The sequence below is a fragment of the Pseudomonas sp. SM4 genome (assembly GCF_051913165.1).
In the GTDB taxonomy this organism is placed as follows: domain Bacteria; phylum Pseudomonadota; class Gammaproteobacteria; order Pseudomonadales; family Pseudomonadaceae; genus Aquipseudomonas.
In genome coordinates this window covers 436,137-453,180 of record NZ_JBODOE010000001.1, presented here as the reverse complement: position 1 = coordinate 453,180, position 17,044 = coordinate 436,137, and the positions used below count along the sequence as shown (strand labels likewise).

The 17,044-nt window shown below is 57.7% G+C and carries 12 protein-coding genes; 5 read left to right on the top strand and 7 right to left on the bottom strand.

Features of this window, described 5'->3' with window-relative positions:
- Positions 1 to 18: 18 nt before the first annotated feature.
- Genes ACQ4MY_RS01995 through ACQ4MY_RS01970 form a run of 6 tightly spaced genes read right to left on the bottom strand, consistent with a single transcriptional unit; the run spans position 19 to position 7,402 of the window.
- Positions 19 to 1,029: a chemotaxis response regulator protein-glutamate methylesterase gene (locus tag ACQ4MY_RS01995; RefSeq protein ID WP_008086599.1), complete on the bottom strand. Its 1,011-nt coding sequence runs from the start codon at positions 1,027 to 1,029 to the stop codon at positions 19 to 21.
- Complete coding sequence (locus tag ACQ4MY_RS01990) at positions 1,026 to 3,299, bottom strand: hybrid sensor histidine kinase/response regulator (protein WP_440093428.1); 2,274 nt, start codon at positions 3,297 to 3,299, stop codon at positions 1,026 to 1,028. Before ACQ4MY_RS01990 ends, ACQ4MY_RS01995 begins: the two co-directional genes overlap by 4 nt.
- Positions 3,296 to 3,979 (bottom strand): chemotaxis protein CheW, encoded by a 684-nt coding sequence (locus ACQ4MY_RS01985; RefSeq protein WP_008086595.1) that lies wholly within the window; start codon positions 3,977 to 3,979, stop codon positions 3,296 to 3,298. Before ACQ4MY_RS01985 ends, ACQ4MY_RS01990 begins: the two co-directional genes overlap by 4 nt.
- Positions 3,976 to 5,247: a CheR family methyltransferase gene (locus ACQ4MY_RS01980; protein WP_440093426.1), complete on the bottom strand. Its 1,272-nt coding sequence runs from the start codon at positions 5,245 to 5,247 to the stop codon at positions 3,976 to 3,978. The genes ACQ4MY_RS01985 and ACQ4MY_RS01980 overlap by 4 nt, the downstream gene beginning before the upstream one ends.
- On the bottom strand, positions 5,244 to 5,780 hold the full coding sequence (locus tag ACQ4MY_RS01975; protein ID WP_150646943.1) for a chemotaxis protein CheW: 537 nt from the start codon (positions 5,778 to 5,780) through the stop codon (positions 5,244 to 5,246). The genes ACQ4MY_RS01980 and ACQ4MY_RS01975 overlap by 4 nt, the downstream gene beginning before the upstream one ends.
- Positions 5,780 to 7,402 (bottom strand): methyl-accepting chemotaxis protein, encoded by a 1,623-nt coding sequence (locus ACQ4MY_RS01970; RefSeq protein WP_008086589.1) that lies wholly within the window; start codon positions 7,400 to 7,402, stop codon positions 5,780 to 5,782. The genes ACQ4MY_RS01975 and ACQ4MY_RS01970 overlap by 1 nt, the downstream gene beginning before the upstream one ends.
- Positions 7,403 to 7,928: 526 nt before the next feature.
- Here ACQ4MY_RS01970 and ACQ4MY_RS01965 point away from each other — a divergent pair.
- The 4 genes from ACQ4MY_RS01965 (at position 7,929) to ACQ4MY_RS01950 (ending at position 15,158) form a co-directional block, all read left to right on the top strand.
- On the top strand, positions 7,929 to 8,444 hold the full coding sequence (locus ACQ4MY_RS01965) for an Hcp family type VI secretion system effector (RefSeq protein WP_007919523.1): 516 nt from the start codon (positions 7,929 to 7,931) through the stop codon (positions 8,442 to 8,444).
- A 131-nt stretch (positions 8,445 to 8,575) separates the two neighbouring features.
- Positions 8,576 to 10,666: a type VI secretion system tip protein TssI/VgrG gene (tssI, locus tag ACQ4MY_RS01960; RefSeq protein ID WP_440093424.1), complete on the top strand. Its 2,091-nt coding sequence runs from the start codon at positions 8,576 to 8,578 to the stop codon at positions 10,664 to 10,666.
- Positions 10,663 to 13,935, top strand: coding sequence for a hypothetical protein (locus ACQ4MY_RS01955; RefSeq protein WP_440093423.1), 3,273 nt, complete (start codon positions 10,663 to 10,665; stop codon positions 13,933 to 13,935). The genes tssI and ACQ4MY_RS01955 overlap by 4 nt, the downstream gene beginning before the upstream one ends.
- A gap of 551 nt (positions 13,936 to 14,486) precedes the next feature.
- Positions 14,487 to 15,158, top strand: coding sequence for a hypothetical protein (locus ACQ4MY_RS01950; RefSeq protein ID WP_440093651.1), 672 nt, complete (start codon positions 14,487 to 14,489; stop codon positions 15,156 to 15,158).
- A 9-nt stretch (positions 15,159 to 15,167) separates the two neighbouring features.
- Here the strand turns inward: ACQ4MY_RS01950 and ACQ4MY_RS01945 are convergent, their stop codons facing one another.
- Positions 15,168 to 15,887 (bottom strand): tellurite resistance TerB family protein, encoded by a 720-nt coding sequence (locus tag ACQ4MY_RS01945; protein ID WP_440093421.1) that lies wholly within the window; start codon positions 15,885 to 15,887, stop codon positions 15,168 to 15,170.
- 176 nt (positions 15,888 to 16,063) lie between these two features.
- Here ACQ4MY_RS01945 and ACQ4MY_RS01940 point away from each other — a divergent pair, with 176 nt between their 5' ends.
- Entirely contained in the window at positions 16,064 to 16,978 is a 915-nt protein-coding gene (locus ACQ4MY_RS01940) for a LysR family transcriptional regulator (RefSeq protein ID WP_007967749.1), read from the top strand.
- Positions 16,979 to 17,044 lie beyond the last annotated feature (66 nt).

Sequence of the window (17,044 nt, the reverse complement as noted above, 5' to 3'; positions counted from 1 at the left end):
GATTGCGGATAAGTCGGTTCATTTGGGGAAAATCTCCAGCAATCGTGGCGCTATCTTTTCCAAGGGGCGAATTTCTACGGCGGCATCGATCGCAGCGGCGGCCTTGGGCATGCCATACACCGCACTGCTCTGCTGATCCTGCGCGATCGTCAGGTAACCCTGTTGGCGCATGAGCTTAAGCCCTTGCGCGCCGTCGCGTCCCATCCCGGTCAATAAAACCCCGACCGCATCACCGTTCCAGTAACTGGCGACACTTTCGAAAAACACGTCGATGGAGGGCCGATAGATCTCATTGACCGGTTCGGCGGTGTAGGCCAGCGTGCCGTTCTTGAGTAGACGAATATGATGGTTGGTGCCGGCCAGCAGCACCGCGCCGGCTTGCGGCGGCTCGCCTTCGCGGGCCAGACGTACATCCAGGCCGCTGGCACTGGCCAGCCATTCAGCCATGCCGGCGGCAAAGACCTGATCGACGTGCTGCACCAGCACAATCGCCGCCGAGAAGTCCCGGGGCAAACCCTTGAGCAACACTTCCAGCGCTGCCGGGCCGCCCGCCGATGAACCGATCGCCACCAGTCGCTGGCGCGAGCCCGAGCTGCGCTGCGGTGTCGGTGCCGGGCGCGAGCGCGGTGCCTTGTCGCCGATCAGCCAGCCAATATTGAGGATCTTGCGCAGCAACGGCGCGGCGGCTTCCCGTGCGTCGCCGGCACCGAGGGCCGGGGTGTCGACCACATCCAGCGCGCCGTGGCCCATGGCTTCGAAGACGCGATGGACGTTCTGCTGGCGGTCGACGGTTACGATGACGATGGCGCACGGGGTTTCGGCCATGATCCGGCGAGTGGCTTCGACGCCATCCATCACCGGCATGATCAGATCCATCAGGATCAGGTCCGGGGTGTTTTCGGCGCACAGTTGCACCGCCTCGGCGCCATTGCGGGCGACCCAGACCACCTGATGCGCCGGCTCGAAGGCCAATGCACGACGCAGGGCCTCCACCGCCATTGGCATGTCGTTGACGATTGCGATCTTCATGCCCGCGCTCCTCCGATGAGCTCGACCACTGCATCGAGCAGGGCGTCGTCATGAAAACTGGCTTTGGCTAAATAATAGTCCGCCCCGGCGTCCAGGCCACGGCGGCGATCCTCTTCACGATCCTTGTACGAGACGACCATCACCGGCAGCGATTGCAGACGGTTGTCGCGGCGCAGCAAGGTGACCAGTTCGATGCCGTCCATGCGCGGCATATCGATGTCGGTGATCAGCAAATCGAAGTCCTCCGAACGCAATGCGTTCCAACCGTCCATGCCGTCCACCGCCACCGCGACGTCGTAGCCACGGTTGAGCAGCAGCTTGCGTTGCAACTCGCGCACGGTCAGCGAGTCGTCGACCACCAGCACCCGCTTGCGCGCGGCCTCGGCGGCTTGATTGCCGTGACGGGCGATGCGCTCGAGGCGACCGGTATTGAGCAATTTGTCCACCGACCGCAGCATGTCTTCGACGTCGACAATCAATACCACCGAACCGTCGTCGAGCAAGGCCCCGGCGGAGATGTCCTGCACTTTGCCCAGACGTTCGTCGAGTGGCAAGACCACCAGCGTGCGCTCACCGATGAAGCGCTCGACTGCCACGCCGTAGACGGCATCACGCTCGCGGATCACCACGACCTTGAGGGTTTCGCCACTGTTCTGACTCGCCGGGCGGTTGAGCAACTGGCTGGCCGCGACCAGGCCGACATGCTGACCTTCGTGCCAGAAATGCTGACGACCTTCGACCTGGACAATGTCTTCAGGGGCCAGATCGCACATGCGTTCGATGTGCGCCAGCGGGAAGGCATAGGCTTCTTCACCGACTTCCACCACCAGACTGCGCACCACTGACAAAGTCAGCGGCACTTCGAGATGGAAACGACTGCCCTCGCCCGCCGTCTGCTCCAACTCCACGGCGCCGCGCAGTTGCCGAACCATGTGTTGCACAGCATCGAGCCCGACACCGCGACCGGACACTTCAGTGACCGTATCGCGCAGGCTGAAACCCGGCAGGAACAGGAACGTCAGCAATTCTTCTTCGCTTAACTGCGCCGCCGTTTCCGCTGGGGACAACTGCCGCTCGACGATGCTGCGGCGAACCTTTTCCAGATCAACGCCATTGCCGTCATCGCTCAGCTCCAGCACCAGCAAACCGGCCTGGTGCGAGGCGCGCAAGCGGATCAGGCCTTCTTCCGGCTTACCCTTGAGCAGTCGCTGCTCCGGGGTTTCGATGCCGTGATCGACCGCGTTGCGCAGCAAATGGGTCAGTGGCGCTTCGAGCTTCTCCAGCACGTCACGATCGACTTGAGTCTTCTCGCCTTCGATCTCCAGGCGCACCTGTTTGCCGAGGCTGCGACCGAGGTCACGGACCATGCGCACTTGGCCGCTGAGCACATCGGCGAACGGCCGCATGCGACAGGCCAATGCGGTGTCGTAAAGCACCTGCGCGCGCTGGCTGGCCTGCCAGGCGAACTCGTCGAGCTCGGCGTTTTTCTCGCTCAGCAGTTGTTGCGACTCGGCGAGCAAGCGCCGCGCATCTTCCAGCGCCTCCAGCGCTTCAAGGCTCAGCGCGTGTTCCTTGAGGTGCACGTTGAGGTTTTCCAGTGCGCGCAGGCCGTTGTTCTGCATGCGCTTGAGGCGCTGCATGGTCGCCAGATGCGGCTTGAGGCGCTGGGTTTCCACCAGCGATTTACTCGACAGATCGAGCAGGCTGTTGAGGCGTTCGGCGGTAACGCGCAAAACGCGTTCGCCGCCCTCAGTGGTACGTTTGCCTTTGCGTGACGGTGGCTGCTCGGAAGGTTCGACCGGCACGTCTATAGAAGACGCGGGCGGCGCTTCAAGCTGCAACTCGGCCATGAGCGGTGCCGCCACGGGCACGGGCGGCGCTGATGGATCGAGCAGGCGCCCCATCAACGCGACGTACGTTTCGATATCGCTCGGCTGCGGCGCACTGCCAGGGGTGGCGATGCGCATCAGCAAATCGGCGCCCTGCAACAACGCGTCGATGTGTTCCGGGCGCAGCAACAACCGCCCTTCCTGCGCACTGACCAGGCAATCTTCCATCACATGCGCGACGCTGACACCGCTGTCGATGCCAACGATCCGCGCCGCGCCCTTGAGCGAGTGCGCCGCACGCATGCACGATTCGAGTTGATCGGCCTGGGTCGGATTGCGTTCCAGCGCCAGCAGCCCGGCGCTGAGCACTTGGGTCTGCGCTTCGGCTTCGAGGCTGAACAGCTCCAGCAATGAGGCGTCGCGCATTTGCTCGGGGGTCATGTAAGGCTCCGGGTCACGGCGGACAACAACTGTTCTTCATCCAGCCAACGCAGGCTGCGACCGCGAAACTGCAAAACGCCACGGGTGAATTTGGCACTGGCTTGCTCACCGGATTGCGAGGCGGCATCAAGGATGCGCTCGTCGATGGCATGTATGCCGTCGACCTCATCCACCGGCACCACCACCGGCCCGCCATGGGCGGCGATGATCAACATGCGCGGCATGATTCGCCCACTGCTGGCCGGTGCAGCGCTGCCGTCCAGATCAAGCAATTCAACCAGCGACAGACACGCCACCAGCGCGCCGCGGACATTGGCCACGCCGAGCAACGCCCGTGAGCGCTGATGCGGCAAGGAATGAATGGCCTGCAGCGGCGCGACCTCGACCAGACTGCGCGTGGCCAGCCCCAGCCATTCTTCGCCGAGGCGAAACATCAGCAGCGAACGGGTTTTCACATCCGTTTCGACGGCGCTGGCCACCGGATCGCGCTCATCCTGCTGCAACGAGTAACGGTCGAGCAGACGCGTGGCGGCGGCGGAATACACCGAGCAATTGCGGCAATGAATATGTTCTTCGAGCAGCGGGCAGGACTTGTCACCGTGGATGCCGATGCGGTTCCAGCAATCGTCGATGGCCCGGGCGTCTTCGTGGGTGACGTTCAAGGTGTCGGACGCGATCATCGTTTACGCTCACTGTCGGCGGTGCGGCCGCTGCGGGCAGCGCGCTCCTGCAATCGTCTGGCACCGGCGCTGTCGCCCTGGGCCTGCAGCAACGCGGCCAGGTGCATCAACGCTTCGGGGTGTTGCGGTTCAAGGTACAGCGCCTTGCGGTAGAAACCCTGGGCTTCGAGGGTCAGCCCGGCGACATCGCTGAGCAGGCCGAGCCAGTAAAACACCTGAGCCACCGGCTCATGGCTGCGCAAATACTGTTCACACGCGGCGCGTGCTTCGGCGCTTTTGCCTTCGTTGGCCAGCGCGGCAATGTTCGCCAGCAATGCTGCCGCGTCCGGGTTGGCGCTGTTGCGGGTGATCGGCAGTGGCGTTACTGCGCTGAACGGCCGATTGCGCACCGGAGGCGGCGACGGGCTGCGTGGCGCTGGGCTGATCGGCAACGTGACAGGTTTTGGCGTCGGCAGCGGCTCGGGATGCGGATCGCTATGACGACTGAACGCAAAAGACTGCGGGATGCCGATCGAACGCATGCCCAGACGCCCGAGCAGACTGCCCTCGGCCGGGCCGATAAACAGCACGCCGTCGACATGCGTCAGGCGTTTGAGCACTTCGAACACTTGCTTCTGCGTGGGCTGATCGAAATAGATCAACAGGTTGCGGCAGAACACAAAATCGAACGCCGGCTCGCTGTCCAGCAGCGCCGGATCAAGCACATTGCCGACTTGCAGACGCACCTGCTCACGGACATTTTCATTGACCCGATGGCCGTCCTGCTCGGCGCTGAAATGCCGTTCGCGATAGTCCAGATCCTGGCCGCGAAACGAGTTCTTGCCGTACAGCGCCCGCCGCGCCTTTTCTACCGACAGCGGGCTGACGTCCATGCCATCGACCTTGAACTGATGCGGCTTGAGCCCGGCATCGAGCAAAGCCATGGCAATCGAATAGGGTTCTTCGCCGGTGGAACACGGCAGGCTGAGAATGCGCAAGGCGCGCATGTTATTCAGCTCGTTGAGGCGATTTCGCGCCAGCTTGCCCAGGGTGGCGAACGATTCCGGGTAACGGAAAAACCAGGTTTCCGGGACGATCACTGCTTCGATCAGCGCTTGCTGTTCATCGCGCGAGCCTTGCAGCAGTTGCCAATACTCATCGGCATGCGCGGCCTGCGAGAGCGTCGTGCGCTGCCGCACCGCGCGCTCGATGATCGCCGGGCCAACCGAGGTCACATCAAGGCCGATGCGTTCCTTGAGGAAGTCGAAAAAGCGCTGATCACTGCTCATGGCTGCGCCTCAAGCTGCGCCGGGTCCAGCGGTGGATTGGGGAACAACAGCGTACGCACGGACTCATCGAGCAAGTCATTGACCCGCACCCATTGCACCAGCCCTTGCGCATCTTCGCGCACCGGGCCGAGGTACGGCGCCTCACGGTTATCGAGACCGTAAGGCTGAAATTCCTGCGGATGGCAGCGCAGGGTATCGGTGGCCTGTTCGAGGATCAGCCCGAGCCATTGCGCCGCTTGCGTGGCGTCCGGGCGGTAGTTCACCAGCACCAGCCGCGTGCTGGTGCGCGCCTCGGCCGATTGGCCGAACGTCAGCGCGCTGAGGTCGATCACTGGCACCACCGCGCCGCGATAGGCGAACACTCCGGCGACCCATTGAGGCGCGCGGGCAATCGCTTTCAATGGCAGGCGCGGCAGCACTTCCGCTACTTCGGTGGCGCGCAAGGCGTAACGCTCGCTGCCGATGCGAAACAGCAGGAACAGCGCCGGCTTCGCCACGGGCGCGGCACCGCGTTTGGCGATGATGTCGCTCATCAGACTTTGAATCGCGAAACGCCGCTGCGCAGCCCGACGGCCACCTGGCTCAGTTCGTCGATGGCGAAACTGGCCTGACGCAGCGACTCGACGGTCTGGCTGCTGGCATCGCCCAACTGCACCAGCGCATGGTTGATCTGCTCGGCGCCAGTGGCCTGGGCCTGCATGCCTTCATTGACCATCAACACCCGCGGCGCCAGCGCCTGCACTTGATGGATGATCTGTGACAGCTGCTCGCCGACCTGCTGCACTTCGGACATGCCGCGGCGCACTTCTTCGGAGAATTTGTCCATGCCCATCACACCGGCCGATACCGCCGACTGAATCTCGCGAACCATTTGTTCGATGTCATAGGTGGCGACAGCGGTCTGATCCGCCAGACGTCGCACTTCGGTGGCGACCACGGCAAAACCGCGACCGTACTCACCGGCCTTCTCCGCTTCGATCGCGGCGTTGAGCGAGAGCAGGTTGGTCTGGTCGGCGACTTTGACGATGGTCACCACCACCTGATTAATGTTGCCGGCCTTCTCATTGAGAATGGCCAGTTTGGCGTTGACCAGATCGGCGGCACCCATCACCGAGTGCATGGTGTCTTCCATGCGCGCCAGGCCTTGCTGGCCGGAACCGGCGAGTACCGAAGCCTGATCGGCGGCGGTCGATACTTCGGTCATGGTGCGCACCAGATCGCGCGAGGTGGCAGCAATCTCGCGGGAGGTCGCGCCGATCTCAGTGGTGGTCGCAGCAGTTTCGGTAGCGGTGGCTTGTTGTTGCTTGGAGGTGGCAGCGATTTCGGTGACCGACGTGGTCACTTGCACCGACGAGCGCTGGGCCTGGGACACCAGCGAGGTCAGCTCGGTCATCATGTCGTTGAAGCCGGTTTCGACGGCGCCGAATTCGTCCTTGCGGTCGAGATTCAGGCGCGAGCTGAGGTCGCCGGTGCGCATGGTTTCGAGGATCTTCACGATGCGGTTCATCGGCGCCATGATCGCGCGCATCAGCAGCAAACCGCAGAGACCGGCAGCCAAGACCGCAACCAGCAGGGAAACGAACATGCTGACTTTGGCCGCGGCCACGGCATCGTCGATATTGGCCATGGCCTGATCGGCAACTTTCTTGTTTTCGCCGATGATGTCGTTGAGTTTCGTACGACCGCTGTACCACGCCGGCGTGAGCTTCTCGTGGAACAGCTTCACCGCATCGGCTTCCAGATTGCGCTTGTGCAAATCAAGCACCGCGTCCTGAATCTGCATGTAGTTATCGTGGTACTTCACGAAGGCGGCGAATTCGCTACGGTCCTCGTCGGTCGCCATGGTCTTGCGGTAATTCTCCATCTGCTCCTGCAGACGGTTCTCAAAGGATTTGTACTCGGCAGCGTCTTCGCTGCTGATGCCCTGACCTTCCTTGAGGCCGAGCAATTCCTGAGTCTGCAGATAGCTGTCGACCCAGGCACCACGAATCATCGAGCTGTAATAGACACCGGGAATCGCATCGTCGCGGACACTGTTTTCACTGGCTTCGATCTTCAACAGTCGCGAGTACGACAGCACCACCATCAGCAACATGATGGCGATAATCACCGCAAAGCTCGCCAAAATGCGTTGGCGCAACGTCCAGTTCTTCACAGTGATTCCTCGTGCCTAGGTCGAAATGCGGGGAGTATAGCCGAGGGCGGTGTTTCATTTATAAGACGCTTTTTAACCCTCGCACCCGCCGCGGCTAAACCGGCACGGGCTCTGGCTTGGGACTTTCCAGCAAGCGAAGGTCAACTGGCCAGTGACAGACTGGTAGAAAGGGGCGCTGGATCGGTCATTTCTGAACGGACGGTTTATTCGCGATGGTGGCCACGAGCCATTGTGCGCAAGAAGTTGCGCACTTGTTTTCAATTTTCACCCATCAATTCCTCTACAGCCCACGTCCCACGTGGCCTACAGACGAGTGCGCAAGAAGTTGCGCAGTACTGCGCAACTTCTTGCGCACTTTTACCCTGTTTCGCCTGCCAAAAAACTGCAAAGCCGCAGGCTAGAGCAGTCTAACCCCCGGCTGCCGGGGACTTGGCAAAAGCTGGCATGGTCCTTGATAACAGTCAGGCACCCACCGGGCGATTTCGCCTCCCGGGCACCTTAAATTATTCCGCAAGGAGAGCACCCCATGGCAACACCAGCGTACATGTCGGTTACCGGCGAAAAACAAGGCCTGATCACTGCAGGCGCATTCACCGCTGACTCCGTAGGCAACACCTACCAGGAAGGCCACGAAGACCAAGTGATGGTTCAGGCTTTCAGCCACGACGTGATCATCCCGCGTGACCCGCAATCCGGTCAGCCAACCGGCCAACGCGTTCACAAGCCAGTTGTGATCACCAAGGTCTACGACAAGGCTTCGCCGCTGCTGCAAGCTGCTCTGACTTCGGGCGAGCGCATGAGCGAAATCGTTATCCAGTGGTTCCGTACTTCGGCTCAAGGTACTCAAGAGCACTACTACACCACCAAACTGGAAGACGCGATCATCGTCGCCATCAACAACAAAATGCACAACTGCCAGGATCCAGGCAACTCGCACTTCACCCACCTGGAAGAAGTGCAGTTCACCTACCGTAAAATCACCTGGACCCACGAAGTATCCGGTACTTCGGGTTCCGATGACTGGCGTGCTCCAGTCGTTTAATTACGGCTGATCGCTTCACACATCGGCCAGCTCTGCTGGTCGATGTTGTTTTCGCCTTCCAGAATTTCGCGTACGTTGACCCGCTTTCGCGGCCGTCGACGAGCGCCGCTGTACAGCACGAGGAACAACGGATGTTCGCGCCGGCCAATGAAACCCACTTTGCCCTGACCATCGAAGGTCTCCCCGCCGACTTTCAGGTGTTTACCCTGCAAGGCCGGGAAGCCATCAGCCAGCCCTTCGTGTTCGAGGTGGAACTGGTCAGTGAAAAACCGTCGCTGGACCTCGAAACCCTCCTGCACAAACCGGCCTTTCTGCAACTGTCGCCCGACGGCAGCGGCATCCACGGCCAAATCTACCGCGCCGCGCAGGGCGATTCGGGCAAACGCCTGACGCGTTATTCGCTGACCCTGCGCCCGCAACTGGCGTACCTCGCGCACCGCATCAACCAGCGCATCTTCCAGAACCTCAGTGTGCCGAAAATCATCAGCCAGGTGCTGGAAGAACACGGCATCCAGAGCAATGCCTACGCTTTCCAGACCGGCGCGGTCTACCCTGAGCGCATCTACTGCGTGCAGTACGACGAATCGGACCTAGACTTCATCCAGCGCCTGTGCGAAGAAGAAGGCATTCACTACCACTTCCAGCACAGCGCCACGGCGCACAAACTGATCTTCGGCGATGACCAGACGGTGTTCCCGAAACTTCAGCCCGTGGCCTACCAGCAAGATTCCGGCATGGTCGCCAGCGACCCGGTGATCAAGCGCTTCGACCTGCGCCTGGAAACCCGCACCAGCCGCACCACGCGCCGCGATTACGACTTCGAAAAACCGCGCCTCACCCTCGAAAGCGAACAGCGTGGCGACGCCCTGCCCGACCTCGAGGACTACGACTACCCCGGCCGTTTCATCGACCGCGCGCGCGGCAAACACTTGGCCAAACGCGCCCTCGAACGCCACCGCAGCGACTTCCAGTTGGCCGAAGGCAAAAGCGACCAACCGCTGCTGGTCAGCGGCCATTTCCTCGCCCTGACCCAACACCCGAAAGCCAAGTGGAACGACCTCTGGCTGCTCACCGAAGTCCACCACGAAGGCAAACAGCCGCAAGTGCTGGAAGAATCGGTGACCAGCGACACCACCGCCCTCAAAGACGATTTCCACCAGGGCTACCGCAACCGCTTCCAGGCCACGCCGTGGGACGTGCCCAACCGCCCGCCTCTGCGCCACGCCAAATCAAGAATCCTCGGCAGCCAGAGCGCCGTGGTCACCGGCCCCAAAGGCGAAGAAATCCACTGCGACGAATACGGCCGCGTCAAAGTCCAGTTCCACTGGGACCGCGAAGGCCAGGCCGACGACAAAACCAGCTGCTGGCTACGCGTCTCCAGCGCCTGGGCCGGCGCCCAATACGGCGGCATCGCCATCCCGCGCATCGGCATGGAAGTGCTGGTCACCTTCCTCGAAGGCGACCCCGACCAGCCGCTGATCAGCGGCTGCCTGTACCACAAGGAAAACACCGTCCCGTACGCACTGCCGGCGAACAAGACGCGCAGCACGTTCAAGACCCTGAGCTCGATGGGCGGTGGCGGTTACAACGAACTGCGCATCGAAGACAAAAAAGGTCAGGAGCAGATTTATCTGCACGCCCAGCGGGATTGGGATGAAAACATTGAGCACGACCAGAAGATTCGGGTGGGCAACGAGCGGCACGACACCGTTGAAAAGAACAGCTACAGCGAGTTCAAGGCTGAAGAACATCACACGGTTTATGAAGATCGCAAGGTTGAGGCGCAGGCCAGTGATCACCTGACGGTGGGGGTGAATCAGCACATCAAGATTGGGACCGGGCAGTTCATGGATGCGGGGCAGGAAATTCACCTTGATAGTGGCATCAAGGTCGTGCTGGAAGCGGGAGCAGAGCTGACGCTGATCGGTGGGGGCAGCTTTATCAAGATCGATGCCGGTGGCGTTACACTGAGCGGGCCGGTGATCAACCTGAACTCCGGAGGTGGGCCCGGAAGCGGAACAGGCGCTGCTGCAATACTTCCTGTCCCTCCCAAGCCGGCAGACACCGCGCCCGTGGGGAAAACGCTGGGGAATGCCCCTATCAACACGGCAGCACCGAGAACCACCAGCGAAAAGGGCAAAGAAGCGCTCATCGTCGATGTGTGGGGAGATCCCGATTTAGGTAGCCAATTGCAATTGCTGGGGCCAGAGGACAAGGCATGAGTGAGTTCAAGGACAAGTCCATCACTGAAGGGACGCGCAAGAAGACCGACTACGAGAACGATCAAAAATCGCGGCTGGCACTTAGCGTGGATCGTACCGATGGCGGCAAACTGCAGATTCCGATCATGGTGGACGCGAAGACCACCGAAGAGCTGGACAAGTACCAGCAAAACACCTTGCTTGCGATCACACCTCTCGCCCGCCTGCCGGGACACGACAAGCTCAATGAAACTCTTCAGGGCGGTGTACCACGTGCGGGACGCGTCTACGTTTTTCAGAACAACAAGGTGTGGCGTGAACTGGTCACCGACGGCAAAGGGCAACTGTCCGAAGTCGATTTAACCCATTGGCGTAAAGTCGCAGAAAAAAAAGGCAACGCCGATAACCGCGAGCCGGTGGGCGTCAAGCAGCAACTGATACTGGTACCGATGTTCCTTCAAGGCCGCTTTGTCGGTCGACAATTGAGCATGGCGTTCAGTGAAGTCTCATGGACGTGGGAATACATCACCTGGCTGGAAGAAGACCCAAACCGCATAAAGGCCCGTAGCCAAAATATGGCCTCCGCTTGGGCGGCAACAGCGGGTGAAACCACGCACTGGAAAGCTACTCAGATTCATCCCGCAACTCCGATCAAAAAACTGACCAAGGGTCTGCGCTCTCGGGATTTCAGCATTGAAGCAGCGATGGAAGATCCCGCGGAGTTCACGCCGGACTTCGCAGCCTTTAAACCCGATGCGTTAATCATGAAGCTGCAAAAGCGCAAAGAAGAACTTGCTCAAAAAATCAAACGCACGCCACCGCCGGCTCTACCGACCCTAGAGGCAGGAGAGGATTTGCTAACCCAAAACGGACTGCGTGGTTACCCGCATCTGATTGGGATGATTCTCGACGATCCGTTATACGAAGTGCGCCACGCGACGGCGCAAATTCGCGAATGTGTTGATTATCTGCAGACTCTGAATGCTCTTGTTCCCCATCAGCAACATGGACAATATGCTCAGGTTTTGTACAGCGCGCTCGCAGGGCCATTAGCCGATTTAAAAGACAAGGTCGATTTGCCCAAATTACAGAGTGTGGTATTCGAAAACGAGCGAAAAAAATGTCGAGATAAATTGGCAACACTACTGTCTCGCCTTATTGACGTAACTAACAAAAAATTGCATACAGTCCTTCTCGACTGGTGTTATAGAAATGATGAGGGTCTCTTAGAGCCTTACAGCTTAATGACCGAAATACTTGAGGCGCTCAATCAATTACCGAATCGTTGCGATGCAATGTACACCGGCCAAGGATACAAAGAGATTACTGCGTCCTCAAATCGCATCTGCGAGTCCATATTGAAAGGTGAGCACCCGCTTGGCTCACTGTTATTAGCAAAAAATCAGGAGCAGCTTCCAGAAACGATAAAACGAATTATCAAACTTAGAAAAACCCCCCAAGCGCCCGACCCAGCATTGACCGGGCTAAGTACTTTGATCCTGACATCTACGTTGACCGGGGCAGTGGATCAGCCAAGTGCGGGGAAGGGTTTCATTTATTTTCTCGCTGACTTATTCGATAATTTTGGTGCAAGCGTAGTAGCGCAAATTAGCCGAATATCTCAAGACGCCTCAAAAATTCAGCTTGACCGGATATTCACGCCCGCATTCTCGACACTTTCAGCACTGCTCCCAAAAGTAGCAACAATAAAACTGATGCAACAAGGCCAAGCGCTCGCACAGGATTATGTCGTTATTGGTGTACAAGGCGCTGGTTTGCGCGGCGGACTCACTGAAGTCGAACGCCAGGCATTAACGAGAAAAAGTTATCGCTATGCGACGCTGCATAATCAATCAGGTGAAATTTTAGGTAGCACAAGTCCACGAACAGGTCGTTCGTCACGTCCCAGCTTGCCGAATTTAACTGTAATTGCAATACCAAAAGACCATCCAGACTTGGCAAGCTACAGCGCCTTTCGTTTACAAATGAGCTCAACAACACAAGCTCTGGAAAAAAACAAAGCAATACCAACATTAATGGTAGCGTTTGCAACATATAATATTTGGGCACAGATAAAAGCTTACAAAGACCTTAGCGCCAGCAATGAGGCACTTCGAGGCAGCGCAGGAATAGCCAGCGCAACACTGGATTTATCCGCAGCACTGGGAAGTCACAGCAAGCTACTATTCGGCTCAACGATGGAGCGAAAGTTAACCAAGCCGCGATTTGACATAGCAAAAATCTCTACAAACTGGGCGCGAAACTTAAAAAATCAAACGGGTAGTTCAAAACTACCATTACTCCGCTCGGTAGGTGGTATTGCAACGCTTGGAGGAGCGGTGCTTGGTGGATGGGACAGCTACCGATCATTCAGTCAAGGCGATACTGATGCAGCCGCAGCGTATGGAGTTGTTGCAGTTGGCAGTGGCCTGTGGGGCGCTTATGGATTAGGCCTGATTGTAAATCCATACATCTTGCTTGCTGGCGTAGTAATGACTATCGGCGGCACAATTGCTGCGAATATATTCACTGACAGCGATACTGAAATTATCGTAAAAAAAGGCCCTTTTGGCGTTCAATTTGCCGAGGCGGGAATGTTAGACAGCCTCATTGGCAAGAGTGATATCTTTACACATTTAAAAGACCAGAAAATAGCTTACCAGCAACTTCTTGGCATCATCGGGAGACCCCAAATCTTTGTTGAGCGTTTATCTGAATGGCGCAAGAAGGCGCCTACCGCTCACCGAATCGCATTACAAAGCGCAGATAACAATCGGTCAAAAAAGCCTGACTCAGCACTGGAATGCGTGCTTCCTGAAAAGCAATTACTGAATGACAATGACTGGGCTGTAGTTTTGAGTTCACCTCTATTGTCAATGTTTGAAAATGATAAAAAGTTCCGATTAATCGCACAGGAATTCCAAAGCAAACTAGAGAGGTCTGGATTATTAGCTGTCAAACGGTATAACCGTGTACCGGCGGTTAATCCAAAGATCTCTGCCTTACCACTCGATGCGACCAGCGTACTGTACATTCTGTCACCTAGCCTTCCCGTTGCGCACCTCACTCCACTGCAACGCTACAGCTTCGAAATGACTGAGGGGCTTAAAATCAGCGCGCAATTTGAACTCAGCGTTAACGAAACAGAAGATATTTTAGTGCTGCCTCAACCTAGTCCAAAAAAATGGAAAGCATTTACTATTAAAGATCGCCAAACACCTCCGGATAACATTCCTCCCGAGGATGCACCCGCTTATTGGCAGATTGAAACAATCGAGTCTAAAGTATGATTACTGAACTAGATAAAATCTATGCGAATGGAGCATATCGAAGCAACAGCAAAAAACCTTTGCCACCACCTCGCAGCACGGAAGATGCAAACCGGACCGGGATGTTTAACACTCACTTGGCGTTTGGCAATTACGCTAATTTAGAGCCGGAGGTAGAAGTCAGTTCTCAACTTGAAACTATCAGACTCTTGGTCAGGGATAAAAAAAGCGATCACGACGAAGAAACCTATTGCAGCAATAAACGCTGGAAATTTCAAAACTCCAGCAAAGTCGCCCATTCTTTTTTCGTACTTAAGCTTGTTTGCTATTCGTTCATCTGGGCACCGTGGGTTCTAGGGGTCTTTGGTTCTATAGGAGCAGAGCTAGGATATGGCAACCCTGGCACTGCAGGAGGTGCGTTCATTGGTATTTCCACCGCCATTTTGATGCTCACCTCTCTCGTGTTATTCATGAAGGGAAATAAATTTGCTCACTACATGCAAATCTTGGGATTTGTAGCCGGTGCAATGACTACCTATTGGATGCAAGGCTCATTATTCAGTGCAAACTCAATGTGTATCGCCCTATGGGCAGGCGCCTTTCTATATTTCGTAGCCTCTCTCGGCACCGACGCATTATTGTGGACTCATAGCAAAATCAGCACGCATGATGGCAGCGAGTTCAATCGAACTGATGGCATGCTCAGATTCAAAAGGCGCTTCCGTCAGCTATTCGTTGCACCGTTTGAAGAGTTTGACCCAGTGCTTCAACTGCTTCCTAATGGCTTTGGCTCCCATGACTATGCTCTGTGGTTGCATCACCGTTATACGGATAACAAAATTTGCTTGGCGACCAAGGTTCACTCGCTGGGATTGGATCAGTCGAACGCACTCGCGTTTTGGGATTGTCTGCAGCGTTACATGGATGTCACACAGCCGTTGCCTGACCTGCCTGCGCTTGAGCAAAGTCGCCATCTTGATCCCGTGACTGCGGCCCATGATGTAAAAACAGGCCGCAACCCACGTCGATGGAGAGATCAGTCAGAAAAAGGATGGGCCACAGGCGGCCTGAAAACTCTGTCCAAGCAACTGCAAGAGTATCCATGGCAAAAGGAAGCTTGCATCGTCAAAGCGCGTATCGATCCATCGTTGACGATTGAGGCGTATTACCGCGCTCAAGAAGCGAAAGGCATAGTTGCTACTCCGAAGGCCGATGATTTTGATGACGTTCATCGGCCCGGATGATGTAGCGCCTCAGTTCGACTGTCGCACCTGCTTCTCCAACTCCACCTTCAACCCCGGCTCCAGCTTCAATTGCCGCGCCAGTTCATCCAGGTAGCTCTTCTCCATAAAGTTTCCCTCATCCACCAACATCACACTGGCGATATACATTTCTGCCGCCATCTCCGGCGTACTCGCAGCGCGAGCAACGTCTGTGGGATCGAGGGGTTTGTTGAGTTCGGCGTGGAGCCAGTGTTGCAGTTCCTGGTCGTTGTCGAGTTTGGTGAATTCGCCTTCGATCAGTTCGCGTTCGCGGTCATCAATGTGGCCGTCGGCCTTCGCGGCAGCAACCAGCGCCTTGAGAATGGCCTGGCTGTGTTGTTCGGCCTGCGCCGGTGGCAAACGATCGAGGGTCTGCGGTTCACTTTGTGGGGCGGTGCCTTTTTGCGCGTTGTAGTTGCCATAAGCCTTGTAAGCCAGCACGCCCAGCGCCGCGAGGCCGCCATAAATCGCGACTTTGCCGCCGACCTTGCGCACTTTCTTGTTACCGAGCAACAAGCCCATCGCGCCAGCCGCTAACGCACCGCCACCTGCGCCTGACAGCAGACTGCCGAGACCGCCGGAGCCAGAAGCGCCGCCAAGCAAACCGCCCAGGCCACCGGTAGCCTGTTTGTTCTGCGTGCCACCGGCCTTGTTCTGCAACAGATCCTGACCGGACTTGAGCAGTTGATCGAGCAATCCACGGGTGTTCATGTTCCGCCTCCAAACAGGGGTTATCCGGATCTATAAGGCCCTCAGCCTAGTTCGAAAGTGCCCCTGCCCTGAATTCGAGTGTGCTTCCAGATGTTGCTCGGCAGCGGACTATCCTTCGTAAAAATAGATATACACTCAAGCCAATCTATAAAAACCGCCCACTGGGTAGCCTCGTCATGATGACCCTGCGTCAGATCCGTCACTTCATCGCTGTGGCCGAGACCGGCTCGATCTCCGCCGCCGCGCAAACCGCATTCATTTCCCAATCGACCCTGACCTTGGCGATCCAGCAACTGGAAGAGGAAATTGGCGTCAGCCTGTTCAGCCGTCACGCCAAAGGCATGACTCTTACGCACCAAGGTCATCAGTTCCTGCGCCAGGCGCACCTGATTCTTGCAACGGTGGACAACGCCAAACGCAGCCTGCAGCAGAGCACCGATCAGGTCGCCGGGCAGTTGATCGTCGGCGTGACCAGTCTGGTTGCCGGTTACTACCTGGCGGATCTGCTTACCCGTTTTCAGCGCGCGTATCCCAATGTCGAGATCCGCGTAATGGAAGACGAGCGCCCGTACATCGAGCATTTGCTGGTCAGCGGCGAGATCGACGTTGGCGTTTTGATTCTTTCCAACCTCGAAGATCGCCACGCCTTGCAAACTGAAGTATTGACCCACTCGCCGCACCGTTTGTGGCTCCCGGCCCAGCATCCATTGCTGGAGCACGACAGCATCAACCTCGCCGACGTCGCCCGCGAGCCGTTGATTCAACTCAACGTCGATGAAATGGATCGCAACGCCCAACGCCTGTGGCGCGGCGCCGGACTGCAACCGAAGATCACCCTGAGAACCGCTTCAACCGAAGCGGTGCGGAGCCTTGTAGCGGCGGGTTTGGGCGTATCGATCCAGCCAGACATGACTTATCGCCCCTGGTCACTGGAGGGCGACATCATCGAAGCGCGGCCCATCGCCGACCTCAACCAGACCCTCGACGTAGGCCTGGCCTGGCGCCGTGGCACCGCGCGCCCCGCTCTCGTCGATCCATTCCTGACCGTCGCCCGCGAACAACCCCACGGCGGGCGCAAGCCATCTATTTAATCGAATGCTGCCTTCAGTATTTAGAATTTGTCGACCTCGGAGCCGCGCACTAGTCTTGCTGCATCT

What these genes read in the sequence shown, in the direction of transcription:
- ACQ4MY_RS01945 (WP_440093421.1), bottom strand. Translation starts at nt 15,887, where the DNA reads ATGAACACCCGTGGATTGCTCGATCAACTGCTCAAGTCCGGTCAGGAT.
- ACQ4MY_RS01985 (WP_008086595.1), bottom strand. Translation starts at nt 3,979, where the DNA reads ATGATCGCGTCCGACACCTTGAACGTCACCCACGAAGACGCCCGGGCC.
- ACQ4MY_RS01995 (WP_008086599.1), bottom strand. Translation starts at nt 1,029, where the DNA reads ATGAAGATCGCAATCGTCAACGACATGCCAATGGCGGTGGAGGCCCTG.
- tssI (WP_440093424.1), top strand. Translation starts at nt 8,576, where the DNA reads ATGTTCGCGCCGGCCAATGAAACCCACTTTGCCCTGACCATCGAAGGT.
- ACQ4MY_RS01955 (WP_440093423.1), top strand. Translation starts at nt 10,663, where the DNA reads ATGAGTGAGTTCAAGGACAAGTCCATCACTGAAGGGACGCGCAAGAAG.
- ACQ4MY_RS01965 (WP_007919523.1), top strand. Translation starts at nt 7,929, where the DNA reads ATGGCAACACCAGCGTACATGTCGGTTACCGGCGAAAAACAAGGCCTG.
- ACQ4MY_RS01950 (WP_440093651.1), top strand. Translation starts at nt 14,487, where the DNA reads ATGTGTATCGCCCTATGGGCAGGCGCCTTTCTATATTTCGTAGCCTCT.
- ACQ4MY_RS01980 (WP_440093426.1), bottom strand. Translation starts at nt 5,247, where the DNA reads ATGAGCAGTGATCAGCGCTTTTTCGACTTCCTCAAGGAACGCATCGGC.
- ACQ4MY_RS01940 (WP_007967749.1), top strand. Translation starts at nt 16,064, where the DNA reads ATGATGACCCTGCGTCAGATCCGTCACTTCATCGCTGTGGCCGAGACC.
- ACQ4MY_RS01990 (WP_440093428.1), bottom strand. Translation starts at nt 3,299, where the DNA reads ATGACCCCCGAGCAAATGCGCGACGCCTCATTGCTGGAGCTGTTCAGC.
- ACQ4MY_RS01975 (WP_150646943.1), bottom strand. Translation starts at nt 5,780, where the DNA reads ATGAGCGACATCATCGCCAAACGCGGTGCCGCGCCCGTGGCGAAGCCG.